This window comes from Roseateles chitinivorans, assembly GCF_002761755.1.
In the GTDB taxonomy this organism is placed as follows: Bacteria; Pseudomonadota; Gammaproteobacteria; order Burkholderiales; family Burkholderiaceae_C; genus Roseateles; species Roseateles chitinivorans.
In genome coordinates, this window is record NZ_PEOG01000006.1 from 47,338 (window position 1) to 70,421 (window position 23,084).

Below are 23,084 nucleotides of genomic sequence, written 5' to 3' on the forward strand. Positions count from 1 at the left end.
CTGATGCGTTCACGGGCCCGGCGCGTCGCCGCGGGCCCGCCGTCGGGTCGTCACTCCCAGTCGAGCGCGCCCTTCTTCCATTCGTAGGCGAAGCCCACGACCAGGATGCCCAGGAAGATCATCATCGCCCAGAAGCCTTCCGGACCGATCTCGCGCAGCGAGACCGCCCAGGGGAACAGGAAGGCGATTTCCAGGTCGAAGAGGATGAAGAGGATGGCGACGAGGTAGTAGCGCACGTCGAATTTCATGCGCGCGTCCTCGAAGGCCTCGAAGCCGCATTCGTAGGGGCTGTTCTTTGCCGCGTCAGGGCGACGCGGGCCGGCCAGGAAGCCCAGCACTTGCGGGGCGATACCCACTCCGCAACCGACCAGGATGAAAAGGATGACGGGCAGGTATTGTTCCAGGCTCACGGCTTGCTCTCGTTTTGATGCCGGGATCGCGATACTGCCGCAGCGGGCGGCAATTCCAATTCCCAACGTGTCACCGAAGATTGGCAGGCCAGGGCCGACCAACGATTCGGCAAAAGCAACGGGCGCGCCGCCAGCGATTATCCAATCGCTCACGGACCGCGCCCGCCTTGGACTCCGGAAATTCGCACACGCATGTCGCGTGGAGATTCCCCCGAATCCTTCAACCTGCTTGATCTGCTTCGATCCGGCTTTCCGGCTAGATCACGAAGACCATGGCAGGCCGATTTATCTGGTGCCGACGGCGAGACTCGAACTCGCACAGCTTTCGCCACTACCCCCTCAAGATAGCGTGTCTACCAATTTCACCACGTCGGCTGGTTGTCACCCTTCAGTGACTTTGTCTTGACGGCTCGCGTTTCAGACAGCCTCGAATTCTATAGCGCTTTCTGAGCGACAAAAAGAAACCGAAGCAATTTTGTCGAGGAGCTTGCGCTTGCCGCCCATCTCTGTCAGTTCGAGGCGCCCGAGGCCGCCGCCGAAGGCGCGGCCTGAGGAGCGATCGAAGCGCCCGGCAGCACTGCGGCCGAAGCCGGAGAGGCCGGCGTGGCGGCGCGCTCCAGCAGCTGCTCGCCAGCCGTCGGGCCGGTGCCGATACCGCCCTCGCGGTGGCTGCCCATGTAGGCCAGGGCCAGCGTCGCCACGAAGAAGATCGTCGCCGCGACCGCGGTCGAGCGCGACAGGAAGTTGGCGCTGCCGGTCGCACCGAACAGCGAGCCCGAGGCCCCGCTGCCGAACGAGGCGCCCATGTCGGCCCCCTTGCCGTGCTGGACCAGCACCAGGCCGATCATCGCCAGTGCCGCGATCAGCTGCACCACCAGCACCAGGTTCATCATCACTTGCATTGCTTCTTTCTCCAGGAACCTTGAACGCCGGGCTTCAGCCGGCGGCGCGGCAGATCGCCGCGAAATCGGCCGCCTTCAGCGCGGCACCTCCGATGAGGCCGCCATCGATGTCGGGCTGCGCAAACAGTTGGACGGCGTTGTCGGGCTTGACGCTGCCGCCGTAAAGGATCTGCATCTGATCGGCCTTCTGCGTGGCCGCGCGCAACTGCTGACGCAGCAGCGCATGGACCTGCTGGGCCTGCTCCGGCGTGGCCGTCAGTCCGGTACCGATCGCCCACACCGGCTCATAGGCCACGACGATCTCGCCAATGCAGTGCGTCAGCGTGTGGATCACCGCCGCCAGCTGGCGCTTGACGACCTCTTCCGTCTTGCCGCCCTCGCGCTCGGCCAGCGTCTCGCCGACACAGACGATCGGCGTGACACCATGCGCCAGCGCCGCCTTGGCCTTGTCGGCGACCAGCTGGTCGCTCTCGGCGTGATAGGCGCGCCGCTCCGAATGGCCGACGATCGCGAAACGGCAGCCCAGGTCGGCCAGCATCGCCGAGGACACCTCGCCGGTGTACGCGCCCTGCTCGTGCGTGGACACGTCCTGCGCGCCGTAGACCATCTGCGTGCCGGTCAGCGCGAGCGCCGTCTCCGTGATGTACGGGAATGGCACGCACACGGCCACCTGGGCGTTCCACGGACCCGCTTCCTTGAGGCCCGCCAGCAGCACGGCGTTGGACGCACGGGTGCCATGCATCTTCCAGTTGCCGACCACCAGTTTCTTGCGCATCACATCAACTCCCTTGAAACCGAAAAAGCCCGCGACCGAGCCGGCCACTCACCAGCTCAGCACGATCTTGCCGACGTGCTCGCCCGACTCCATCAGCGCATGCGCCGCAGCCGCCTCGGCGGCCGGCAACTGCCGGAAGATGACGGGCGCGATGGCACGGGACTCGAGCAGCGGCCAGACCCGCTCGCGCAGCGCGCGGGCGATGCCGGCCTTGAATGCGATCGGGCGCGGACGCAGCGTCGAGCCGGTGATCGTCAGACGGCGACGCAGGACCTGGCCCGCATCGAACTCCGCCTTCACCCCACCCTGCACCGCGATGATCACGGCGCGGCCGTCGTCGGCCAGGCATTGCACGTTGCGCGCGACATAGCTGCCGGCGACCATGTCCAGGATGACATCGACACCGCGACCGCCGGTCGCCGCGTTCACCGCCTCGACGAAGTCCTGGTCGCGATAGTTGATCGCGACGTCGGCACCCAGCGCCAGGCAGGCCTTGGCCTTGTCCGCGTTGCCGACGGTGACCAGCACCGTCGAGCCCAGCGCCTTGGCGATCTGGATCGCGGTGACGCCGATGCCGGAGCTGCCGCCATGCACCAGCAGGCTTTCGCCCGGCTGCAGGCGCGCGCGCTCGAAGACGTTGCTCCAGACGGTGAAGAAGGTCTCCGGCAGGCTCGCCGCCTCGACCATCGACCAGCCCCGCGGCACCGGCAGGCACTGCGCCACCGGAGCGACGCAGAGCTCGGCATAACCGCCACCGGCCACGAGCGCGCAGACCGCGTCACCCACCTTCAGACCGGCACCAGCCAGCGCCTGCGCATCCCCGGCCTCGATGACGCCCGCCACCTCCAGACCCGGAAGATCGCTGGCGCCGACGGGCGGCGGATAGGCGCCCTTGCGCTGCAGCACATCCGGGCGGTTGATGCCGTAGGCCTGCACGCGGATCAGGCACTCGCCGGCCCCGGCAATGGGGTCGGCACGCTCGATCAGCTGCAGGACCTCCGGTCCGCCAGGCTGGGTGATGGCGATGGCTTTCATGACAGGTCGGATCGCGGTGCGTCGAAGCCGGGGATCGGGCCGATTACTCGGCCGAACCTTCGCCGTGAGCCGGAGCGACCGGCGCCGCGTCGCGGTCCAGCAGCGCCTTCATCGACAGCTTGATGCGACCCTTCTCATCGGTCTCCAGGACCTTGACCTTGACAATCTGGCCTTCGCTCAGGAAGTCGGTGACCTTCTCCACGCGCTGGTGGGCGATCTGGCTGATGTGCAGCAGACCGTCCTTGCCCGGCAGGATGTTGATCAGCGCACCGAAGTCCAGGATCTTGGTGACCGGGCCTTCGTAGACCTTGCCGATCTCAGCCTCGGCCGTGATCTGCTCGATGCGCTTCTTGGCCAGCTCGGCCTTGTCGCCGTCGGTCGAGGCGATGGTGATCGTGCCGTCCTCGGCGATGTCGATCTGCGTGCCGGTTTCCTCGGTCAGCGCACGGATGGTGGCGCCGCCCTTGCCGATCACGTCGCGGATCTTCTCCGGATTGATCTTCATCGTGTACAGGCGGGGCGCGAACTGGGAGATCTCGGCATTGGCCGAGCCCATCGCCGCCACCATCTTTTCCAGGATGTGCAGACGCGCTTCCTTGGCCTGCGCCAGGGCGACCTGCATGATCTCCTTGGTGATGCCCTGGATCTTGATGTCCATCTGCAGCGCGGTGATGCCCGAGGTCGTGCCGGCCACCTTGAAGTCCATGTCGCCGAGGTGATCCTCGTCGCCCAGGATGTCAGTCAGCACCGCGAAGCGGTTGCCGTCCTTGATCAGGCCCATGGCGATGCCGGCGACGTGCGCCTTCAGCGGCACGCCGGCATCCAGCAGCGACAGGCAGCCGCCGCAGACCGAGGCCATCGAGGACGAGCCGTTCGACTCGGTGATCTCCGAGACCACGCGGATCGAGTACGGGAAGTCTTCCTTGGTCGGCAGCACGGCGACCAGCGCCCGCTTGGCCAGGCGGCCGTGGCCGATCTCGCGGCGCTTGGGGCTGCCCACGCGGCCGGTCTCGCCGGTGGCGAACGGGGGCATGTTGTAGTGCAGCATGAAGCGCTCGGAATACTCGCCCGCCAGCGCGTCGATGACTTGCGCGTCGCGGTCGGTGCCCAGCGTCGCGGCGACCAGCGCCTGCGTCTCGCCCCGGGTGAACAGTGCCGAGCCGTGGGCGCGCGGCAGCACGCTGTTGCGGATCTCGATGGCGCGCACGGTGCGGGTGTCGCGGCCGTCGATGCGAGGCTCGCCGGCCAGGATCTGGCCACGGACGATGCGGGCTTCGATCTCGAACAGCAGGCCATCGACTTCCACGCCGTCGAAGGCGACGCCTTCGGCGGTCAGGGCGTCCTTGACCTTGGCGTAGGCGGTGCGGCAGGCCTCGGTGCGGGCCTGCTTGGAGCGGATCTGGTAAGCGGCGCGCAGCTCTTCCTCGGCCAGCGCGGTGACCTTGGCGATGAAGCCCTCGTCCTTGGCCGGGGCGACCCAGTTCCAGGACGGCTTGCCGGCTTCACGGACCAGCTCGTTGATCGCGGCGATGGCGACCTTGCCCTGGTCGTGGCCGTAGGTCACGGCGCCCAGCATGATGTCTTCGCTCAGCTGGTCAGCCTCGGACTCGACCATCAGCACGGCCGCTTCGGTGCCGGCGACGACCAGATCCAGCTTCGAATCGATCAGCTGGGTCTTGCCCGGGTTCAGCACGTACTCGCCATTGACGTAGCCCACGCGGGCGGCGCCGATCGGGCCGTTGAACGGAATGCCGGAGATGGCCAGCGCGGCGCTGGTGGCGATCATGGCGGCGATGTCGGCCTGGACTTCCGGGTTCAGCGACACCGTGTGGATCACGACCTGGACTTCGTTGAAGAAGCCTTCGGGGAACAGCGGGCGGATCGGGCGGTCGATCAGGCGCGAGGTCAGGGTCTCGAGCTCGCTCGGGCGGCCTTCACGCTTGAAGAAGCTGCCGGGGATCTTGCCGGCGGCATAGGTCTTCTCGATGTAGTCGACGGTCAGCGGGAAGAAGTCCTGGCCGGCCTTCGGGGCCGACTTGGCGACGACGGTCGCCAGGACCACGGTGTCCTCGATGTTCACCAGGACGGCGCCGCTGGATTGACGGGCGATCTCGCCGGTCTCCATCACGACTTGGTGCTGGCCCCATTGGAAGGTCTTCGTGACCTTGTTGAACATGCTCATTCGAGTTCTCCTCAGTTCAGGGATGCGCCGCTCGCGGTGCGGCGCGGAACCGGGAGTGAAGCTGGGTTTGGCGGGATGCCATTCCAGAGCGCCTGCTTGCCCGGCCCCTGCCGGCAAGCGCATTGGAATGACACAGCAGCGCCACGTCAGCCCGACTCCATCGTCTTCTCACGCGACCCGCCCACGGGGGCTGGCGGCGTGACCGGCGACTGGACCGGTGGCGAGCCGTCCGGAACGCTCCGGCAGCGGCTCGCAGAAACGACAAAGAGCCTGTTGGAATCGGACCAATCAGGCTCTTTGCATGCGCACGCGAATTACTTGCGCAGACCCAGCTTCTGGATCAGGGCGGTGTAGCGGTCCGCATCCTTGTTCTTCAGGTAGGCCAGCAGGCTCTTGCGCTGGTTGACCATCTTCAGCAGGCCGCGGCGGCCGTGGTGGTCCTTGGCGTGCAGCTTGAAGTGGGGGGTCAGCTCATTGATGCGAGCGGTCAGCAGGGCGACCTGGACTTCGGGGGAGCCCGTGTCGTTGGCGCTGCGGGCGTTGGCCTTGACGATGTCGGCCTTGTTCAGATCGGCGATGGACATGATGCGCTCCTTGTTCCGGAATGGTTCGGAAGGTCCGCCGGGCATGGCCGATGAAGGCTGCGAGTGCGCTGACGGTTTCCGAGGATTGACTTGCGGTCACAGGTGAAACCGACCCGTGCCGTGCTGGCTGTTCCCCTGGACGGACCAGGCAAAACAGCGCGCAGTATATACCAATCAGACAGGGAGTCGGCGTTCGCCCGGGGCGAAGGACCCGGACGGACCGCCCGTCCCGGCCCGCGACCTCAGTCCGGACGACGCATCCGGCAGGACGACGGCTGCGCCGCCCGCGTCGCGTCCAGGTAGCGCAGGGTGCGGAAGCCGTAACCGGATCCCTCGTTGTCGTGCGGCACGCCCGCCTCCCCGGCGCGGCGCATCACGCTGACGTACAGCGGCTGCTGGAGCTGGTGATCGGCGGCGCGCATCTCGCCTTCGTGGGCGATGCCCAGCGGCCGGCCGTCCAGTTTCAACCCCTCGAGCGCCGTCGCCACCGCCCGGGGCGCCGTCGTGCCGGCCCGCTCCATCGCGGCGACCAGCATCTCCACCATCAACTGCATGCGTGCATGCAGGTAGTCGTGCTCCGGCTTGGGGAAGCGCTGGCGGAACGCGGCATAGAAGCGCTCTGCGTCTGCCGTGCCGACATTCGGATGCCATTCGGCGACCGCCAGCACCCGGTCGACGCCCGCTTCGCCGAGCACCCCCGGCACGCCCAGCGCGTTGCCGTAGAAGGTGTGGAAGCGCGCCTCCAGCCCGATGTCCTTGGCCGCCTTGATCAGCAAGGTCAGGTCGTTGCCCCAGTTGCCGGTCAGCACGGCCTGGGCGCCGCTGGCGCGGATCTTGGTCGCGTAGGGCAGGAAGTCCTTCACGCGGCCGAGCGGATGCAGTTCGTCGCCGACGATGCGCAGGTCGGGCCGGCGCCTGGCGAGCATCGCCCTCGCTTGCTCGCGCAGGTGCTGGCCGAAGCTGTAGTCCTGGCCGATCAGGTAGATCGTCTTCAGCGCCCGATCCTGGGCGATCACCTCGACCAGCGCGGCCAGCCGCATGTCGGTGTGGGCGTCGAAGCGGAAGTGCCAGAAGCTGCACTGCGCGCCGGTCAACGCCGGATCGACGGCGGCGTAGTTCAGGAACAGCGCGCGGCGCGCCGGCTCACGCGCGTTGTGCTTGTCCAGCGCCGCGATCAGCGCGCCAGCGACGGCCGAGCTGTTGCCCTGCAGCACGACCTGGATGCCCTGGTCGGTCGCGGCGCGCAGCATCGACAGCGACTCCTCGACCGAGCCCTTGCTGTCGAAGCGCACCAGTTCCAGCCGCCGCGCGCCGCCGGGCAGCCTCACGCCCCCGCGGGCGTTGACGCGTTCGGTGGCCCAGACCAGGTTGCGGAACACCGCTTCGCCGCCATTGCCGAGCGGCCCGGACAGGCCCTCGATCAGCGCGAGTCGGATGGGCGCCGCCGGAGCGCCGATCGGGATCGATGACGCGGAAGACGTGGCCGAGGCCCCCTGGCCGGTCGACGAGGCCGTCACGCTCGCGGACGACGCCATGCCGACGGTCATCGCGGCGCCCAGCAGCAGCGCCACCCTCCCCGCCCGGCGCCTCACAGCGCGGCCGGACCGTTCAGTTGCGACAGGTCCCAGCGCGGCCGGACCTCGAAGCCGCCGCCGCGGGTCAGCGCCGCCATGTCGCGCTGCAGGCGCAGCGCGGCGGCGAGCGCGATCATCGCGCCGTTGTCGGTGCACAGGTGCAGCTCGGGGTAGTGGACGCGCACCCGGCGCTTCTCGCAGACCGCGTTCAGCTGCTCGCGCAACCGCTTGTTCGCGCCGACACCGCCGGCCACGACCAGCCGCTTCAACCCGGTTTCCTTGAGCGCGAGCAGCGCCTTCTTCACCAGCACCTCGACGATCGCCGCCTGCGTCGACGCCGCGAGGTCGGCGCGCTGCGACTCGGTGATGCCGCCAGGCTGCGCCTCGAGCTTGCGGACCTGCGTCAGCACCGCCGTCTTCAGGCCCGCGAAGCTGAAGTCGGGCTTGCCACTGTGCAGCAGCGGACGCGGCAGCGCGAAGGCCTCGGCATCGCCCTGCTCGGCCAGCCTGGACAGGTGCGGGCCACCCGGATACGGCAGGCCCAGCAGCTTGGCCGATTTGTCGAAGGCCTCGCCGGCGGCGTCGTCGATGGTTTCGCCCAGCAGCTCGTAGCTGCCGACGTCATCCACCCGCATCAGCTGCGTGTGACCGCCCGAGACCAGCAGCGCGACGAACGGGAACTCCGGCGGATCGGCCGACAGGAACGGCGACAGCAAGTGGCCCTCGAGGTGGTGGATGCCCATCACCGGACGATCGAGCGCGGCACCCAGCGACGCCGCGACGCCCGCGCCGACCAGCAGTGCGCCGGCGAGGCCCGGCCCCTGGGTATAGGCGACGACATCGATGTCCGCCAGGGACAGGCCGGCGCTGCCCAGCACCTCGCGGGTCAGCGGCAGCACGCGGCGGATGTGGTCGCGGGAGGCCAGCTCCGGCACCACGCCCCCATAGGCCTGGTGCATCGAGATCTGGCTGTGCAGCGCATGCGCGAGCAACGCCGGCACGCCGTCGCCGGACGCGTCGACCAGCGCCACGCCGGTTTCGTCGCAGGAGGATTCGATGCCGAGGACACGCATGGCTTCCGGGCGCGGTCAGCGCGCGCTCAATGGTTCTCTTTGGCGTGGTTGATCGAGTACTTGGGAATCTCGACCGTCACATCGGTGTTGGACAGGATGGCTTGGCAGGACAGGCGCGAATTGGGCTCCAGGCCCCAGGCGCGGTCCAGCATGTCCTCCTCGTTCTCCTCCATCTCGGACAGCGACGCGAAGCCCTCGCGCACGATCACGTGGCAGGTGGTGCAGGCGCAGACCTGGTCGCAGGCGTGCTCGATGTCGACATGGTTGTCGAGCAGCGCCTCACAGATCGTGGTCCCGGACGGCGCCTCGATGGTCTTGCCCTCGGGCGCGTATTCGGGATGGGGAAGGATCTTGATGACGGGCATGGGATGTCCTTGAAGCTGGCGGTGTCGGCTCGCGCTCAGACCTGATCGATGCTGCGGCCGGTCAGGGCCTGCTGGATGCCGCGGTTCATGCGCGCGGCGGCGAAGGCCTCGGTGCCCTTGGCGAGCGCCTCGACAGCGGCGTCGATGGCGTCGGCGTTCGCGACCGCGTCCTCGGCCTGCGCCTTGGCCAGCAGGTCCGACTGCAGCGCGGCGATCTCGGCGCGCTCGGCCTCGCTGAGCAGGTCGCCGTCGGCACGCAGCGCGGATTGGGTGGCGAGGATCATCCGCTCGGCCTCCACCCGCGCCTCGCGCAGCTTGCGGGCGGCCATGTCGGATTCGGCGCTGGCGAAACCCTCGCGCAGCATCGTGGCGATCTGGTCGTCGGACAGGCCGTAGCTGGGCTTGACCTGCACCGCCGCCTCGACGCCCGAGCCCAGTTCGCGCGCGGACACGCTCAGCAAGCCGTCGGCGTCGACCTGGAAGGTCACGCGGATGCGTGCCGCACCGGCGGCCATCGGCGGAATGCCGCGCAACTCGAAGCGGGCCAGCGAGCGGCACTCGCTCACCAGTTCACGCTCGCCCTGCAGCACATGCACCGCCAGCGCGGTCTGGCCATCCTTGAAGGTGGTGAAGTCCTGGGCCTTGGCGACCGGGATGGTGGCGTTGCGCTCGATGATGCGCTCGACCAGTCCACCCATCGTTTCCAGGCCGAGCGACAGCGGGATCACGTCCAGCAGCAGGATCTCGCCGTCGGCGCTGTTGCCCGCGAGCTGATTCGCCTGGACCGCCGCGCCCAGCGCGACGACCTCGTCGGGATTCAGGTTGGTCAGGACCTCGCGACCGAAGAGCTCGCCGACGACGCGGCGCACGATCGGCATGCGGGTCGAGCCGCCCACCATCACCGTACCCTGCACCTCGTCGGCGCCGACCTTGGCGTCGCGCAGCACGCGGCGCACCGCCAGCAGCGTCTTGTTGACCAGCGGCTGGGCCAGTTCGTCGAACTGGGCGCGCGACACCTCGACGCTCAGCGCGCCGGCATCGAGCGCGGCGCTCAATGTGACGCGCTCGGCGTCGGTCAGCGACTCCTTGGCCTGGCGCGCGGCGACCAGCACCCGGCGCTTGTCCGCGGCGCTGGTGGCGCTCAGGCCGGCCTGCGCCAGCGCCCAGTCCGCCAGCAGGCGATCGAAGTCGTCGCCGCCGAGCTGCGCATCACCGCCGGTGGCCACCACCTCGAAGACGCCCCGCGTCAGGCGCAGCAGCGAGATGTCGAAGGTGCCGCCTCCCAGGTCATAGACCGCGTAGAGGCCTTCGCTGCCGTTGTCCAGGCCGTAGGCGATCGCCGCCGCGGTGGGCTCGTTGATCAGGCGCAGCACGTTCAGGCCCGCGAGTTGCGCGGCGTCCTTGGTCGCCTGGCGCTGCGCGTCGTCGAAGTAGGCCGGGACGGTGATGACGGCGCCGAACAGGTCGTCGTTGAAGGTGTCCTCGGCCCGCTGGCGCAGCGTCGCCAGGATCTCGGCGCTGATCTCGACCGGCGACTTCAGGCCCTCGCGGGTGGCCAGGCTCAGCATGCCCGGCGTGTCCTCGAAGCGATACGGCAGCTTGTCGCGATTGGCGATGTCCTCGACGCGGCGGCCCATGAAGCGCTTGACGGAGACGATGGTGTTTTCCGGATCCTCGGCCTGCGCGGCGAGCGCGTCGTAGCCGAACTGGCGGCGGCCCTCGGGCATCACCCGCACCGCCGACGGCAGGATCACCCGCCCCTGGTCGTCGGGCAGGCACTCGGCCACGCCATGGCGCATCGCCGCCACCAGCGAATGCGTCGTGCCCAGGTCGATGCCCACGGCGATGCGCCGCTGATGGGGATCGGGCGACGCGCCGGGTTCGGAGATTTGCAGCAGGGCCATGGTGTCGTGTCTTGTTCTTCGGAAGTCGAGGCGGCAGCGACGATGCGCGCGGGCCTCAGGAATGCTCGAGCGCCTCCAGGCGCTGGTCGATGTCGGCGCGGAAGCGTGTCAGGAACATCAGCGCGCGCACCGATTCGGCGGCGCCGGCGGCGTTGTCCTCGTCATCGAGCTGGCGACCGGCCTGCGCCAGCAGCGCGCGCTCGCGGGCGGCGACCTGCTGGTCGATGGCCAGGATCGCCTCGGGCGTCCTGGCTTCGTCCAGCGACTCGCGCCACTCCATCTGCTCCATCAGGAAGGCGGCCGGCATGCGGGTGTTCTCGTTCGCCTGGATCGGCGCGCCGCGGAGTTCGCAGAGGTAGGACGCGCGCTTGAGCGGATCGCGCAGGCGCTGATGGGCCTCGTTGACGCGCAGCGACCACTGCATCGCCAGGCGCTGCGAGGCCGCGCCCTCCGCCGCGAAGCGGTCGGGATGCACCTTGGCCGCCAGCGCCTTCCAGCGCTGGGCGATGTCGGCACCGTCCTGCGCGAAGCGCTGGGGCAGACCGAACAGGGTGAAGTCGTCGTCGTCGAGTCTCATGAAGCTTGTCGCTCAATCAGCACCGGAGCGCGCCAAAGAAAAGGCGCGGCACCTGGCCGCGCCCTCGCTCGCGTCCGACCTCAGATGCGGAAGGATTCGCCGCAGCCGCAGCGGTCCTTCTCGCGAGGATTGCGGAACTTGAAGCCCTCGTTCAGGCCCTCGCGGACGAAGTCCAACTCGGTGCCATCCAGGTAGGGCAAGCTCTTCGGGTCGATCAGCACCTTGACGCCATGGCCCTCGAAGACGACGTCCTCGGGAGCGACCTCATCGGCGTACTCCAGCTTGTAGGCCAGGCCGGAGCAGCCGGTGGTCTTGACGCCCAGGCGCACGCCGACGCCCCGCCCGCGCTTGGCGATGTAGCGCGTGACATGCCGGGCGGCGGCTTCGGTCAGGGTGACGGACATCGCGCGGACCTCAAGCGGCGGCGGTCGCGGCGTCGGCGGCCTGGCCGTGCTTGGCACGGTAGTCGTCCACCGCGGCCTTGATGGCGTCCTCGGCCAGGATCGAGCAGTGGATCTTCACCGGCGGCAGCGCCAGCTCTTCCGCGATCTGGTTGTTCTTGATGGACAGCGCCTCATCGAGCGTCTTGCCCTTGACCCATTCGGTCACGAGCGAGCTCGACGCGATCGCGGAGCCGCAGCCGTAGGTCTTGAACTTGGCGTCCTCGATCAGGCCGGTGGCGGGGTTGACCTTGATCTGCAGCTTCATCACGTCGCCGCAGGCCGGCGCGCCGACCATGCCGGTGCCCACCGATTCGTCGCCCTTGTCGAAACCACCCACGTTGCGCGGGTTCTCATAGTGGTCGATGACCTTGTCGCTGTATGCCATGACTGTTCTCCAACGTCGTTGTTCGTGTGTCCTGCGGATCAGATCAATGAGCGGCCCATTGGATGGTGCTCAGATCGATGCCTTCCTTGTACATGTCCCACAGCGGGGACAGCTCGCGCAGCTTGGCGACGCGGTCCTTCAGCAGCGAGACGGCGTAATCGATCTCTTCCTCGGTCGTGAAGCGGCCGATCGTCATGCGCAGCGAGGAATGCGCGAGCTCGTCGCTGCGGCCCAGCGCGCGCAGCACGTAGCTAGGCTCCAGGCTCGCGGACGTGCAGGCGGAGCCCGAGGACACGGCGATGCCCTTGATGCCCATGATCAGCGACTCGCCCTCGACGTAGTTGAACGAGGCGTTGACGTTGTGGGGCACGCGGCGGGTCAGGTCGCCGTTGATGAAGACCTGCTCGATGTCCTTGAGGCCGTCCAGCAGCCGCTGCTGCAACGCCTTGATGCGGGGCAGCTCGGTGGCCATTTCCTCGCGGGCGATGCGGAAGGCCTCGCCCATGCCGACGATCTGGTGCGTGGGCAGCGTGCCCGAGCGCAGGCCGCGCTCATGGCCGCCGCCATGCATCTGCGCCTCCAGGCGCACGCGCGGCTTGCGGCGCACATACAGCGCGCCGATGCCCTTCGGCCCGTAGCTCTTGTGCGAGGCCAGGCTCATCAGGTCCACCGGCAGCGTGTTCAGGTCGATCTCGACCTTGCCCGTGGCCTGGGCGGCGTCGACGTGGAAGATGATGCCCTTCTCCCGGCACAGCGCGCCGATCGCGGGGATGTCCTGGATCACGCCAATCTCGTTGTTCACGAACATCACCGAGATCAGGATCGTGTCGGGGCGGATCGCGGCCTTCAGCACGTCGAGGTCGAGCAGGCCGTCTTCCTTGACGTCGAGGTAGGTGACCTCGAAGCCCTGGCGCTCCAGTTCACGGGTCGTGTCGAGCACGGCCTTGTGCTCGGTCTTGACGGTGATCAGGTGCTTGCCGCGGGACTGATAGAAGTTGGCCGCGCCCTTGATGGCGAGGTTGTTGGACTCGGTGGCGCCGGAGGTCCAGACGATCTCGCGCGGATCGGCGCCGATCAGCTTGGCGACTTCGACGCGGGCCTTCTCCACGGCTTCTTCCGCTTCCCATCCCCAGGCATGGCTGCGCGATGCCGGATTGCCGAAATGCTCGCGCAGCCACGGGATCATCGCGTCGACGACGCGCGGATCCACCGGCGTGGTGGCGCCGTAGTCCATGTAGATGGGGAAATGCGGGGTCATGTCCATGGGAACGTTCTTCTTGTCGACTACTGAATCGGGAGACCGGCGGACGGGTCTTACTTGCTCATCGCGTTGCCGAGCGCGAACACGGAATTCGGCGCGGTGATGCGGATGGGCTTGACGACGGGGGTGCTGGAAATGGCGCGCTTGACCGGCGCTTCCTCGACGGTGACGCCCTTGGCGAGCTGGTCGTCGACCAGCTTGCGCAGCGTGACCGAGTCGAGGAACTCGATCATCTTGTTGTTGAGCGCCGTCCACAGGTCGTGCGTGATGCAGCGGCCGTTGTCGTCGCCCATGCAGTTTTCCTTGCCGCCGCAGCCGGTGGCGTCGATGGGCTCGTCGACGGCGACGATGATGTCGGCGACGGTGATCTCATCGGACCGGCGACCCAGCGAGTAACCGCCACCGGGGCCGCGAGTGGACTCGACGAGCTGATGGCGGCGCAGCTTGCCGAACAGCTGCTCCAGGTAGGACAGCGAGATCTGCTGGCGTTGGCTGATCGCCGCCAGCGCGACGGGGCCGCTGTTTTCGCGCAGGGCCAGATCGATCATCGCGGTGACGGCAAAACGACCTTTGGTGGTGAGACGCATCGAACTTCTCCTTGGCGCCCGTGTGGGCTTCAGGACATGGAGGCGGCGGCTCGGCTGACGCCGGGTCGACTCACGGAGCAGGGTTATCCCCCGCAATGTCCGAGCATTTTACTCAATTAAGAAGGAGCTTGCTCGGGTTACCCCCGACTGGCGTCGAGGGGGCCTGCTCAGGACAGGCGCCCGGCGGCAATTTGCGCTAGGCGTCGGCAGCCCGACTCGAGCAGGTCCAGCACGTGCTCGAAGCCGTCGGGACCGCCGTAATAGGGATCCGGGACCTCGATCTCCCCCGGAAGCAGGGAAATCCGGTGCTGCAGCGCAGCAGGACAGCGACGGCGGAGTTCGCGCAGATGGCCCCCGTCCATGGCGACCAGCAAGTCGAAGCGTTCGAAATCATCGGGGCGAAGCGCGCGCGCCCGCTGGTCGCAGAGCTCATAGCCCCTTTTTCGGGCGTGGTCTTGGGAGCGCTCGTCGGGCGCTTCGCCCGCATGCCAACCCTGCACCCCGGCCGAGTCGACCCGGACTCGGTCGGCGATGCCCAGCGCTTCCAGCTGGTGGCGCAGGACGCCCTCGGCGGTGGGGGACCTGCAAATATTCCCCGTGCAGACGAAGAGGATGGAGAGCTCAGGGGTGGACATGGGGCGGGATTGTCGCGCGCGTCAACGCCCCTCCCCGCCACGGACGACCGCAATCGCCTCGATCTCGATCATCGCCTCGGGCGTGTAGAGGGCCTTGATCTCCGCGATCGTGTCCGCGGGGTACGGCGCCGAGAAGAACTCGCGACGCAGCGCCACGACGTCCTCGAAGTGCGCCATGTCGGTGACGAAGATGGTGACCTTGGCGACGTCCTTCAGGCTGGCGCCGCCGGCCTCCAGCGCGCGGCGCAGATTCGCGAAGGCCTGACGGCCCTGGGCGAGGAAACCGCCCGACACGATCCGGCCATCCTCGCCGGCACCAGCCTGACCCGAGATGAACAGCCACCCGCCCGCCTTGATGCCTTGCGACAGCAGATAGGGTTCGTAGGGATCGGGATGGGTGATGACACGTTCCAGCATGGCTGCATTCCTTTCATTCGTTGAAGACGGGTTGATCACCGTCCATGGCGACCACGATAGGGATGCAGAAGCAGCGCGACAAAGGTTGGTTTGTCAGCCGTAAGATGAGTCAATCTCATCAATGGACGGCCTTGGATGGATCGCCGATTGCTTCCGCTGTCCGCGCTGCGCGCCTTCGAGGCGGCGGCGCGCCTGGGCAGCTTCAAGGCCGCGGCGAACGAGCTGGGCGTCACGCCGACGGCCATCAGCCACCAGATCCGCGGGCTGGAAGCAGCGAGCGGGGTCGCGCTCTTCGAGCGCCAGGTCCGCCGCGTGACGCTGACCGACGCGGGCGTGCAGCTCTATCCGGTACTGCGCGACGGCTTCGACGCCTTCCAGGTGGCGCTGGAGCGATTGACCCAGCCGCGCCGGCGGCCGCAGGTGGTGATCTCGGCGACGAATGCCTTCACGGTGAAATGGCTGGTGCCGCGGATGTCGGACTTCCGCGCGCGGCATCCCGGCATTGACCTGCAACTGCAGGCGTCCGACGAGGTGGTCGACCTGCGCTCCCGCGGGGTGGACGTCGCGATCCGCTACGGACGCGGCCCCTACCCCGGCCTGGTGACGCAGCCGCTGTTCACCGACCACTTCGCGCCGGTGGCGAATCCGCGTCTGGGGGTGAGATCGATCGAGGATCTGGCCCGGGTGCCGCTGATCTGCTTCGACTGGAAACGCGTGCAGCCAGAGAACCCCACCTGGGAGCGGTGGTTCGCGACGGCCGGTGTGCAAGACCTGTCCCCGGCCGGGCAACTGCGCTTCTCCGACGAGGGGCATGCGATCCAGGCGGCGGTCGCGGGACAAGGCATCGCGCTGCTCAGCCAGGCGCTGATCGCCGAGGAACTGGCGGCCGGCCACCTGGTGCGGCCCTTCGGCCCGGTGATCGACGGCCACACATATCACGTGGCCGTGAGCGCGGATCGCGCTCCGTCAACGAGCGCGCAGGCGGCGATCGACTGGCTGCGCGGTCAGGCTCAGGGGAAGTCTGGGTAGGCGGAGCGCCCGGCGATGTGGTCCGATGGCTCGAGCCACATTCCCCTCGGAAGTTCCGGGACCGGGATTTGCTCCACGACAGCCTCACACCAGGGAGTCCTTCATGAGCCTCACGCAAATCGAAACCATCCGTGCCGCGCGCCTGCAACTGATCGACCTCGGCGACGAGAAGACAGCGAAGCTGCTCGAATGGGCGCTGGAGACCGACAAGGCGCCGTCGACCGCGTCTTCGACGACGGACAAGCGCGACGCCCCACCGGCTCGCTGACGGACGCGTCCATCGGACGATCCGGGCTGTCGCGAGTAACGATCCTCGCTTTGCTTCGTTCCGATCCCCGGGAGGGATCCCTAGGCTGCGGCGTTCACACGCTTTGCGCTCGTCGAGCCCGCCGCCATGCCCCTCCCGCCCGCTCTGCCCGTTTCCGGATCCACCCGCCGCCGCTGGCTCGCGCAGGCCGCCGCCCTCACGGGCGCGGTTGCCCTGCCCGCCGCCCCTGTCCGCGCAGCCGAAGCCACGCCCTTGCGCATCGGCTATCAGAAGTCGAGCACGCTGACGCTGCTGCTCAAGTCGCGCGGGGTGCTCGAGCAGGCGCTCGCCCCGCGGCAGATCGCCGTCTCCTGGCATGAATTCACTTCCGGCCTGCCGCTGCTGGAGGCGCTGAACATCGGCGCGCTGGACCTCAGCGCGGACGTCGCCGACGCCGTGCCGCCGTTCGCGCTGGCCGCCGGCGCCAAACTCACCTACTACGCCATCGAGACGCCGTCGCCGACCGCCCAGGCCATCGTCGTGCGCAAGGATTCGCCGATCACCAGGGTCGCGCAACTCAAGGGCAGGAAGGTCGGTTTCGCCAAGGGCGCCGGCGCGCATTACCTGCTCCTGGAAGCGCTCAGCCAAGCCGGCCTCTCCATCCGCGACATCGAACCCGCCTATCTCAACCCCGCCGACGGCCGATCCGCCTTCGAGAACGGCGCGATCGCCGCGTGGGTCGTGTGGGATCCCTTCCTGGCAGCGGTGCAGCGCCAATCCGGTGCCCGGATCCTGGTCGACGGCACCCGCATCGCGGCCTACCGGCGCTTCTACCTCGCGGCCACGCCCTTCGCGCAGCGGCATCCGGAGGTGCTGCAGCGGGTCTACGAGGAACTCCAGCGCGCCGGCGAATGGGTCAAGAAGAACCCCGCCGCCGCAGCCGACTGGCACGCGCCGGCGCTCGGCCTGGACGCCGCGATCGTCGCCGCCGCCAACGAGCGCCGCAGCTATGCGGTGCGCCCCGTCGACACCGAGTCGCTCGCCGAGCAGCAGCGCATCGCCGACGCCTTCAGCGGCGCGCAGATCCTGCCTCGCCGCGTCGCCATCCAGGAATCACCGGTCTGGCGCCCGGCCTGACCCTTCCGACCGACCGCCAGGAGCCCGTTGCCATGTCCGTCCTGCATCCCGCCGACTCGATCGCCACGACCGCTTCGGCCGCTTCGGCCGCTTCTACCGCCTCGTCGCCCACGCTGGCCCGACCACCCCAAGCGCCCCGCCATCCGGCGCCACTGCCGACTCGCACCGTCACCGACGTCCGCGCCGCGCTGTTCGCGCGGGTGGAGATCGCGCTGCTCGACGTTCGCGAGGAAGCCGCCTATGCCGAGGCCCATCCCCTGTGGGCCGCCAACCTCGCCGCCTCGCGGCTGGAACTCGATGCCTGGGGACGCCTGCCGCGGCGCGACGTCCCCATCGTCGTCTACGACAACGGCGAGGGCGTGGCCGCGCCGTCTGCGCGCAAGCTGCAGGCGCTGGGCTACACCGACGTCGCGCTGCTCGACGGCGGACTGGCCGCGTGGCGCGACGCCGGCCTGGAGCTCTTCCGCGACGTCAACGTGCCGAGCAAGGCCTTCGGCGAGCTGGTCGAGGCCCGACGCCACACGCCGTCGCTTCCGGCCGAGGAGCTTCAGCGTCGCCTCGCGCGCGGCGACCGGCTCGTCCTGCTCGACGCTCGGCGCTTCGACGAGTACCGCACCATGAGCCTGCCCGGCTCGATCAGCGTGCCCGGCGGCGAATTGGTGCGCCGTGCCCGTGACCTCGCGCCGGACCCGACGACGACCATCGTCGTCCACTGCGCGGGGCGTACCCGCAGCCTGATCGGCGCGCAGTCGCTGATCGACGCCGGCCTGCCCAATCCCGTCGTCGCGCTGCGCAATGGCACGATCGGCTGGACGCTCGCCGGCCTGGCGCTCGCTCAGGGCCAGGGGCGCTCGCACGAGGACGTGCCGCTCGGCGACCTGGACGCGGCGCGCGAGGGCGCCACGGCGCTGGCCCGCCGCGCGCATGCGCAGCGCATCGATGCGCGCGTGCTCGCCGAGTGGCTGGCCGATCCGCGCCGCTCCACTTACCGCTTCGACGTCCGCGGCGCCGACGAGTACGCGCGCGGCCACCGGCCGGGCTTCCGGCACGCGCCCGGCGGCCAGTTGGTCCAGGAAACCGACCACCATGTGCCGGTGCGCGGCGCGCGCATCGTGCTGAGCGACGACGACGGCATCCGGGCCTCGATGGCGGCGGCCTGGCTGGCGCAGATGGGCTGGGAGGTGGCGGTGCTGCCGCCGGATCCGGCGGCGCATACCGAGACCGGTCCTGACCTGCCGCCGCAGCCGCTCTCCCCCACCGTGGCGACGGTGACGCCCGCCGAGCTGGCCCGCTGGCGCGCCGAGGACGCGGATCGCGAGCATCCGAAGACGGTGGTGGTCGATGTCGCGCCGAGCATCACCTACATCGTCCGGCACATCCCGGGCGCCTGGTGGAGCCCGCGGGCACGGTTGGCGGAGGCGTTGCGCACCGTCATTCCGCCGGCGCGCCGTGTCGTGCTGACCGGCAACCTGGGGGTGCTGCCGCGCTTCGTGGCGGCCGACCTGGCGGCGGAACTGGCGGCCGAGGGTCGCGAGCTGCTGGTCCTGGAGGGTGGAACGACCGCCTGGTATGACGCCGGCCTGCCGATCGAGTCAGCGAATCCGCGTCTGGCCTTCCCTCGAGACGACCGCTACCGCCGTCCCTACGAGGGCACCAACCATCCGCGCGACGCGATGCAGGCCTACCTGGACTGGGAGTACGGCCTCGTCGCGCAACTGGACCGCGACGGCACGCACTTCTTCCGCGTCATCGAAGGCTGACCAACGCCCAGCCCCACACCGCCCTCAGCGTCAGGCCCGCGGACAGCGAGTGCCGATGGGGCCGGAAGGCTGCTGGGGGTTCCCGGACGGGATGCCCCCTGCTGCCTGGAGCGCCCGCGCTCGCCGCCTCGCAGTCGAGCGCCTCCCGTTCCTCGAAGACCTCTCGTTCCTCGAGGGCCCTCCCGTTCCAAGCGACCGACGACGCCCCGTCTGCGCCCAGCGCTCCGCGCCCCCGCCCGATTACTTCCCCTTCCCCGCCGAGATCGGCACGACGTTGTCGTGCACCGCTGCACCGAAGGCCTGTTCCTTGAGCTGCGCCAGTTGATCGCGCAGCCGCGCCGCCTTCTCGAACTCGAGGTTGCGCGCGTGTTCCAGCATCTGCTTCTCCAGCTGCTGAATGCGCTTGCTCAAGTCCTTCTCGCTCATCGCCTCGACCTCCGCCGCCTCGGCGATGACCTTGGCGTCGTCGCGGCCCGGCTTGTCGCTGTAGACGCCTTCGATCAGGTCGCGGATGCGCTTGACCACGCCGCGCGGCGTGATGCCGTTGGCCTCGTTGAAGGCGATCTGCTTGGCGCGACGGCGTTCGGTCTCGCCGATCGCCTTCTTCATCGAGTCGGTGATGCGGTCCGCATAGAGGATGGCCTTGCCGTTCACGTTGCGCGCCGCCCGCCCGATGGTCTGGATCAGGCTGCGTTCAGCGCGCAGGAAGCCTTCCTTGTCCGCATCCAGGATCGCCACCAGCGACACCTCCGGGATGTCCAGCCCCTCGCGCAGCAGGTTGATGCCGACCAGCACGTCGAAGGTCCCCAGCCGCAGGTCGCGCAGGATCTCGACCCGCTCGACCGTGTCCACGTCCGAGTGCAGGTAGCGCACCTTCACGCCGTTGTCGCTGAGGTACTCGGTCAGCTGCTCGGCCATGCGCTTGGTCAGGGTGGTGATCAGCACCCGCTCGTTGATCTCGATGCGCTCGCGGATCTCCTGCAGCACGTCGTCGACCTGGTGGGTCGCGGGCCGCACCTCGACGACCGGGTCCACCAGCCCGGTCGGTCGCACGAGCTGCTCGACGACCGCGCCGGCCTGGCGCTTCTCGTAGTCGCCCGGCGTCGCGCTGACGAAGATGGCCTGGCGCATCTTGCGCTCGTACTCCTCGAACTTCAGCGGCCGGTTGTCCATCGCCGACGGCAGTCTGAAGCCGTAGTCGACCAGCGTGCTCTTGCGCGCGCGGTCGCCGTTGTACATGGCGCTGAACTGGCCGATCAGCACATGGCTCTCGTCCAGGAACATCAGCGCATCGGGCGGCAGGTAGTCGACCAGCGTCGGCGGCGGATCGCCGGGCGCCGCCTGCGAGAGGTGGCGGGTGTAGTTCTCGATGCCCTTGCAGTGCCCGACCTCCTGCAGCATCTCCAGGTCGAAGCGGGTGCGCTGCTCCAGCCGCTGCGCCTCGACCAGCTTGCCTTCCTTGATGAAGAAGGCCACGCGCTCGCGCAGTTCCTCCTTGATCGTCTCGATCGCGGCCACCACGCGGTCGCGCGGCGTCACGTAATGGCTGGACGGATAGACGGTGAAGCGCGGGATCTTCTGGCGGATCTGGCCGGTCAGCGGATCGAAGAGCGTCAGCCCCTCGACCTCGTCATCGAAGAGCTCGATCCGCAGCGCCAGCTCCGAGTGCTCGGCCGGGAACACGTCGATGGTGTCGCCGCGCACGCGGAAGTGGCCGCGGGTGAATTCCATCTCGTTGCGGGTGTACTGCATGCGCGCCAGCTGCTGGATCACGTCCCGCTGACCGACCTTGTCGCCCACCCGCAGCGTCATCACCATCTGGTGGTAGTCGCTCGGATTGCCGATGCCGTAGATCGCCGAGACGGACGCCACGATCACCACGTCCCGCCGCTCCAGCAGGCTCTTGGTGCAGGACAGCCGCAGCTGCTCGATCTGCTCGTTGATCGCGCTGTCCTTCTCGATGAACAGGTCGCGCTGCGGCACGTAGGCCTCGGGCTGGTAGTAGTCGTAGTAGCTGACGAAATACTCGACCGCGTTCTTCGGGAAGAACTCGCGGAACTCGCTGTACAGCTGCGCCGCCAGCGTCTTGTTCGGCGCGAAGACGATCGCCGGCCTGCCCAGCCGCGCGATCGTGTTGGCCATGGTGAAGGTCTTGCCAGAGCCGGTCACGCCGAGCAGCGTCTGGAAGCTCTCGCCGTCGTTGACGCCCTCCACCAGCTGCTGGATGGCGGTCGGCTGGTCGCCCGCAGGCGGATAAGGCTGGAAAAGCTGGAAGGGAGAGCCTTCGAAAGAGACGAATTCGCCCTTCGGCGGCGCGCCCACCTCGGGCGTCTGCGCCTCGGGCGAAGCGGACTTCTTCCCCTTGGCGGCGGGGGTTGCGGGCGTGGCGGCGGTGGATCGGCTCATCAGGGTTTCCCAGGGGCAACGCATGTTCCCTGCCTACAATCGGCGGGCTTCGCTGGGCGCTCAGGAGGCGCCTCGGGCGTCAGGACGCGACAGCGTAGCGCAGCCGGGCGGGTTTCTCCCGTCGCGCCCTTCCCGCTCTTGCCAACGCACTGTCAGGAAAGCCTCCATGTCCCTGTTCGCCGCCGTCGCCATGGCCCCCCGCGACCCCATCCTGGGTCTGAACGAGCAATTCAACGCCGACCCGAACCCCAGCAAGGTCAACCTGGGCGTCGGTGTCTATTACGACGACAACGGCAAGCTGCCGCTGCTGGCCTGCGTGGCCGCGGCGGAAGCGCAGATGCAGGCCGCCCCCAAGCCGCGCGGCTACCTGCCCATCGACGGCATCGCCGCCTATGACAGCGCGGTGCAGGGCCTGGTCTTCGGCGCCGACAGCGAGGTCCTCAAGGCCAAGCGCGTCGCCACGGTGCAAGCCCTGGGCGGCACCGGCGGCCTGAAGATCGGCGCCGACTTCCTCAAGCGCCTGAACCCCGGCGCGACGGTGCTGATCTCCGATCCGTCCTGGGAAAACCATCGCGCGCTGTTCACCAACGCCGGCTTCCCGGTCGAGACCTACCCCTACTACGACGCCGCCAACCGCGGCATCCACTTCGACGGCATGCTGGGCGCGCTGAACGCCGCGGCCGCCGGCACCGTCGTCGTGCTGCACGCCTGCTGCCACAACCCGACCGGCTACGACCTGACGCCCGCCCAGTGGGCGCAGGTGGTCGAGGTGGTCAAGGCCAAGGGCCTGGTCGCCTTCCTCGACATGGCCTACCAGGGCTTCGGCGAGGGCATCGCCGAGGACGGCGCGGTCATCCAGCAGTTCCTGGCCGCCGGCCTGGACTTCTTCGTCTCGACCAGCTTCTCCAAGAGCTTCTCGCTCTATGGCGAGCGCGTCGGCGCGCTGAGCGTCGTTTGCGCCTCGGCCGAGGAAGCGACCAAGGTCCTGAGCCAGCTCAAGATCGTGATCCGCACCAACTACTCCAATCCGCCGACGCACGGCGCGCAGGTCGTCGCCACCGTGCTCTCCACCCCGGCGCTGCGCGCCCAGTGGGAAGAGGAACTGGCCGGCATGCGGGTGCGGATCAAGCAGATGCGCGAGGCGCTGGTGGCCGAACTCAAGGCCGCAGGCATCACCGACGACCTCAGCTACGTCATCCGCCAGAAGGGCATGTTCAGCTACAGCGGCCTGTCGGCCGAGCAGATGCAGCGCCTGCGCACCGAGTTCGGCGTCTACGGCGTCGATTCCGGCCGCATCTGCGTGGCGGCGCTCAACAGCAAGAACCTCAAGCCGGTCGCCGCCGCGATCGCCGCGGTCAAGCGGGGCTGATCGCCGGCGGATCTCCGCTTCGGCACC

General features: G+C 68.6%; 23 protein-coding genes and 1 tRNA gene. 5 read left to right on the plus strand and 19 right to left on the minus strand.

Annotated elements, in window-relative coordinates:
* Window positions 1-50: 50 nt before the first annotated feature.
* From CS062_RS01550 to CS062_RS01635, 18 genes are all read right to left on the minus strand, one after another.
* Window positions 51-410 carry an NADH-quinone oxidoreductase subunit A gene (locus tag CS062_RS01550; RefSeq protein WP_091724279.1) on the minus strand — a complete coding sequence of 120 codons (360 nt, stop codon included), beginning with the start codon at window positions 408-410 and terminating at the stop codon, window positions 51-53.
* Between the two features lie 290 nt (window positions 411-700).
* Window positions 701-785: transfer RNA gene (locus tag CS062_RS01555), tRNA-Leu, on the minus strand.
* A 134-nt stretch (window positions 786-919) separates the two neighbouring features.
* Window positions 920-1,312 carry a preprotein translocase subunit SecG gene (secG, locus tag CS062_RS01560; protein WP_099859717.1) on the minus strand — a complete coding sequence of 131 codons (393 nt, stop codon included), beginning with the start codon at window positions 1,310-1,312 and terminating at the stop codon, window positions 920-922.
* A gap of 34 nt (window positions 1,313-1,346) precedes the next feature.
* Window positions 1,347-2,087 (minus strand): triose-phosphate isomerase, encoded by a 741-nt coding sequence (gene tpiA, locus CS062_RS01565; protein ID WP_099859718.1) that lies wholly within the window; start codon window positions 2,085-2,087, stop codon window positions 1,347-1,349.
* Window positions 2,088-2,135: 48 nt separating this feature from the next.
* On the minus strand, window positions 2,136-3,122 hold the full coding sequence (locus CS062_RS01570) for an NAD(P)H-quinone oxidoreductase (protein WP_099859719.1): 987 nt from the start codon (window positions 3,120-3,122) through the stop codon (window positions 2,136-2,138).
* Window positions 3,123-3,165: 43 nt separating this feature from the next.
* Entirely contained in the window at window positions 3,166-5,304 is a 2,139-nt protein-coding gene (gene pnp, locus CS062_RS01575) for a polyribonucleotide nucleotidyltransferase (RefSeq protein WP_099859720.1), read from the minus strand.
* A 314-nt stretch (window positions 5,305-5,618) separates the two neighbouring features.
* On the minus strand, window positions 5,619-5,888 hold the full coding sequence (gene rpsO / locus CS062_RS01580; RefSeq protein WP_091724274.1) for a 30S ribosomal protein S15: 270 nt from the start codon (window positions 5,886-5,888) through the stop codon (window positions 5,619-5,621).
* 242 nt (window positions 5,889-6,130) lie between these two features.
* Window positions 6,131-7,423 carry a branched-chain amino acid ABC transporter substrate-binding protein gene (locus CS062_RS01585; protein WP_233217868.1) on the minus strand — a complete coding sequence of 431 codons (1,293 nt, stop codon included), beginning with the start codon at window positions 7,421-7,423 and terminating at the stop codon, window positions 6,131-6,133.
* Between the two features lie 53 nt (window positions 7,424-7,476).
* Entirely contained in the window at window positions 7,477-8,535 is a 1,059-nt protein-coding gene (gene tsaD / locus CS062_RS01590; RefSeq protein ID WP_099859721.1) for a tRNA (adenosine(37)-N6)-threonylcarbamoyltransferase complex transferase subunit TsaD, read from the minus strand.
* A 26-nt stretch (window positions 8,536-8,561) separates the two neighbouring features.
* Window positions 8,562-8,900: an ISC system 2Fe-2S type ferredoxin gene (gene fdx, locus CS062_RS01595; protein WP_099859722.1), complete on the minus strand. Its 339-nt coding sequence runs from the start codon at window positions 8,898-8,900 to the stop codon at window positions 8,562-8,564.
* Window positions 8,901-8,935: 35 nt separating this feature from the next.
* Window positions 8,936-10,804 carry a Fe-S protein assembly chaperone HscA gene (hscA, locus tag CS062_RS01600; protein ID WP_099859723.1) on the minus strand — a complete coding sequence of 623 codons (1,869 nt, stop codon included), beginning with the start codon at window positions 10,802-10,804 and terminating at the stop codon, window positions 8,936-8,938.
* Window positions 10,805-10,859: 55 nt separating this feature from the next.
* Complete coding sequence (gene hscB, locus CS062_RS01605; RefSeq protein ID WP_099859724.1) at window positions 10,860-11,381, minus strand: Fe-S protein assembly co-chaperone HscB; 522 nt, start codon at window positions 11,379-11,381, stop codon at window positions 10,860-10,862.
* 80 nt (window positions 11,382-11,461) lie between these two features.
* Window positions 11,462-11,785 carry an iron-sulfur cluster assembly protein IscA gene (gene iscA / locus CS062_RS01610; RefSeq protein ID WP_099859725.1) on the minus strand — a complete coding sequence of 108 codons (324 nt, stop codon included), beginning with the start codon at window positions 11,783-11,785 and terminating at the stop codon, window positions 11,462-11,464.
* Window positions 11,786-11,795: 10 nt separating this feature from the next.
* Entirely contained in the window at window positions 11,796-12,209 is a 414-nt protein-coding gene (gene iscU, locus CS062_RS01615) for a Fe-S cluster assembly scaffold IscU (RefSeq protein ID WP_099859726.1), read from the minus strand.
* Window positions 12,210-12,252: 43 nt separating this feature from the next.
* Window positions 12,253-13,473, minus strand: a complete 1,221-nt coding sequence (locus CS062_RS01620; RefSeq protein ID WP_099859727.1) for an IscS subfamily cysteine desulfurase — start codon at window positions 13,471-13,473, stop codon at window positions 12,253-12,255.
* A 50-nt stretch (window positions 13,474-13,523) separates the two neighbouring features.
* A complete protein-coding gene (locus CS062_RS01625; protein WP_091724267.1) occupies window positions 13,524-14,057 on the minus strand; it encodes a Fe-S cluster assembly transcription factor in 534 nt (177 codons plus the stop codon).
* A 167-nt stretch (window positions 14,058-14,224) separates the two neighbouring features.
* Window positions 14,225-14,692, minus strand: a complete 468-nt coding sequence (locus tag CS062_RS01630; RefSeq protein WP_099859728.1) for a low molecular weight protein-tyrosine-phosphatase — start codon at window positions 14,690-14,692, stop codon at window positions 14,225-14,227.
* A 21-nt stretch (window positions 14,693-14,713) separates the two neighbouring features.
* The gene (locus tag CS062_RS01635) at window positions 14,714-15,109 is read right to left on the minus strand and encodes a RidA family protein (RefSeq protein ID WP_099859729.1); all 396 of its coding nucleotides are present in this window, start codon (window positions 15,107-15,109) and stop codon (window positions 14,714-14,716) included.
* Window positions 15,110-15,244: 135 nt separating this feature from the next.
* Between CS062_RS01635 and CS062_RS01640 the strand changes: the two genes are divergently transcribed.
* From CS062_RS01640 to CS062_RS01650, 4 genes are all read left to right on the plus strand, one after another.
* Window positions 15,245-16,138 (plus strand): LysR substrate-binding domain-containing protein, encoded by an 894-nt coding sequence (locus CS062_RS01640; protein ID WP_099859730.1) that lies wholly within the window; start codon window positions 15,245-15,247, stop codon window positions 16,136-16,138.
* Between the two features lie 103 nt (window positions 16,139-16,241).
* Complete coding sequence (locus tag CS062_RS26075) at window positions 16,242-16,406, plus strand: hypothetical protein (RefSeq protein ID WP_158238638.1); 165 nt, start codon at window positions 16,242-16,244, stop codon at window positions 16,404-16,406.
* A gap of 126 nt (window positions 16,407-16,532) precedes the next feature.
* Window positions 16,533-17,522, plus strand: coding sequence for an aliphatic sulfonate ABC transporter substrate-binding protein (locus tag CS062_RS01645; RefSeq protein WP_099859731.1), 990 nt, complete (start codon window positions 16,533-16,535; stop codon window positions 17,520-17,522).
* 32 nt (window positions 17,523-17,554) lie between these two features.
* Entirely contained in the window at window positions 17,555-19,282 is a 1,728-nt protein-coding gene (locus CS062_RS01650; RefSeq protein ID WP_099859732.1) for a rhodanese-like domain-containing protein, read from the plus strand.
* Window positions 19,283-19,522: 240 nt separating this feature from the next.
* Here CS062_RS01650 and uvrB read toward each other — a convergent pair whose 3' ends face one another.
* Window positions 19,523-21,688 carry an excinuclease ABC subunit UvrB gene (gene uvrB, locus CS062_RS01655; RefSeq protein WP_099859733.1) on the minus strand — a complete coding sequence of 722 codons (2,166 nt, stop codon included), beginning with the start codon at window positions 21,686-21,688 and terminating at the stop codon, window positions 19,523-19,525.
* A gap of 166 nt (window positions 21,689-21,854) precedes the next feature.
* Between uvrB and CS062_RS01660 the strand changes: the two genes are divergently transcribed.
* Window positions 21,855-23,057 (plus strand): amino acid aminotransferase, encoded by a 1,203-nt coding sequence (locus CS062_RS01660; RefSeq protein ID WP_099859734.1) that lies wholly within the window; start codon window positions 21,855-21,857, stop codon window positions 23,055-23,057.
* Window positions 23,058-23,084 lie beyond the last annotated feature (27 nt).

Excerpts from the sequence above, each read along its gene's own strand:
- fdx (WP_099859722.1), bottom strand. The coding sequence starts at position 8,900 with ATGCCCGTCATCAAGATCCTTCCCCATCCCGAATACGCGCCCGAGGGC.
- CS062_RS01640 (WP_099859730.1), top strand. The coding sequence starts at position 15,245 with ATGGATCGCCGATTGCTTCCGCTGTCCGCGCTGCGCGCCTTCGAGGCG.
- tsaD (WP_099859721.1), bottom strand. The coding sequence starts at position 8,535 with ATGCGTGTCCTCGGCATCGAATCCTCCTGCGACGAAACCGGCGTGGCG.
- iscU (WP_099859726.1), bottom strand. The coding sequence starts at position 12,209 with ATGGCATACAGCGACAAGGTCATCGACCACTATGAGAACCCGCGCAAC.
- rpsO (WP_091724274.1), bottom strand. The coding sequence starts at position 5,888 with ATGTCCATCGCCGATCTGAACAAGGCCGACATCGTCAAGGCCAACGCC.
- CS062_RS01570 (WP_099859719.1), bottom strand. The coding sequence starts at position 3,122 with ATGAAAGCCATCGCCATCACCCAGCCTGGCGGACCGGAGGTCCTGCAG.
- CS062_RS01630 (WP_099859728.1), bottom strand. The coding sequence starts at position 14,692 with ATGTCCACCCCTGAGCTCTCCATCCTCTTCGTCTGCACGGGGAATATT.
- tpiA (WP_099859718.1), bottom strand. The coding sequence starts at position 2,087 with ATGCGCAAGAAACTGGTGGTCGGCAACTGGAAGATGCATGGCACCCGT.
- hscA (WP_099859723.1), bottom strand. The coding sequence starts at position 10,804 with ATGGCCCTGCTGCAAATCTCCGAACCCGGCGCGTCGCCCGATCCCCAT.
- CS062_RS01645 (WP_099859731.1), top strand. The coding sequence starts at position 16,533 with ATGCCCCTCCCGCCCGCTCTGCCCGTTTCCGGATCCACCCGCCGCCGC.
- uvrB (WP_099859733.1), bottom strand. The coding sequence starts at position 21,688 with ATGAGCCGATCCACCGCCGCCACGCCCGCAACCCCCGCCGCCAAGGGG.
- iscA (WP_099859725.1), bottom strand. The coding sequence starts at position 11,785 with ATGTCCGTCACCCTGACCGAAGCCGCCGCCCGGCATGTCACGCGCTAC.
- CS062_RS01650 (WP_099859732.1), top strand. The coding sequence starts at position 17,555 with ATGTCCGTCCTGCATCCCGCCGACTCGATCGCCACGACCGCTTCGGCC.
- CS062_RS26075 (WP_158238638.1), top strand. The coding sequence starts at position 16,242 with ATGAGCCTCACGCAAATCGAAACCATCCGTGCCGCGCGCCTGCAACTG.
- secG (WP_099859717.1), bottom strand. The coding sequence starts at position 1,312 with ATGCAAGTGATGATGAACCTGGTGCTGGTGGTGCAGCTGATCGCGGCA.
- CS062_RS01635 (WP_099859729.1), bottom strand. The coding sequence starts at position 15,109 with ATGCTGGAACGTGTCATCACCCATCCCGATCCCTACGAACCCTATCTG.
- CS062_RS01620 (WP_099859727.1), bottom strand. The coding sequence starts at position 13,473 with ATGGACATGACCCCGCATTTCCCCATCTACATGGACTACGGCGCCACC.
- CS062_RS01625 (WP_091724267.1), bottom strand. The coding sequence starts at position 14,057 with ATGCGTCTCACCACCAAAGGTCGTTTTGCCGTCACCGCGATGATCGAT.
- pnp (WP_099859720.1), bottom strand. The coding sequence starts at position 5,304 with ATGAGCATGTTCAACAAGGTCACGAAGACCTTCCAATGGGGCCAGCAC.
- hscB (WP_099859724.1), bottom strand. The coding sequence starts at position 11,381 with ATGAGACTCGACGACGACGACTTCACCCTGTTCGGTCTGCCCCAGCGC.
- CS062_RS01660 (WP_099859734.1), top strand. The coding sequence starts at position 21,855 with ATGTCCCTGTTCGCCGCCGTCGCCATGGCCCCCCGCGACCCCATCCTG.
- CS062_RS01585 (WP_233217868.1), bottom strand. The coding sequence starts at position 7,423 with ATGGCGTCGTCCGCGAGCGTGACGGCCTCGTCGACCGGCCAGGGGGCC.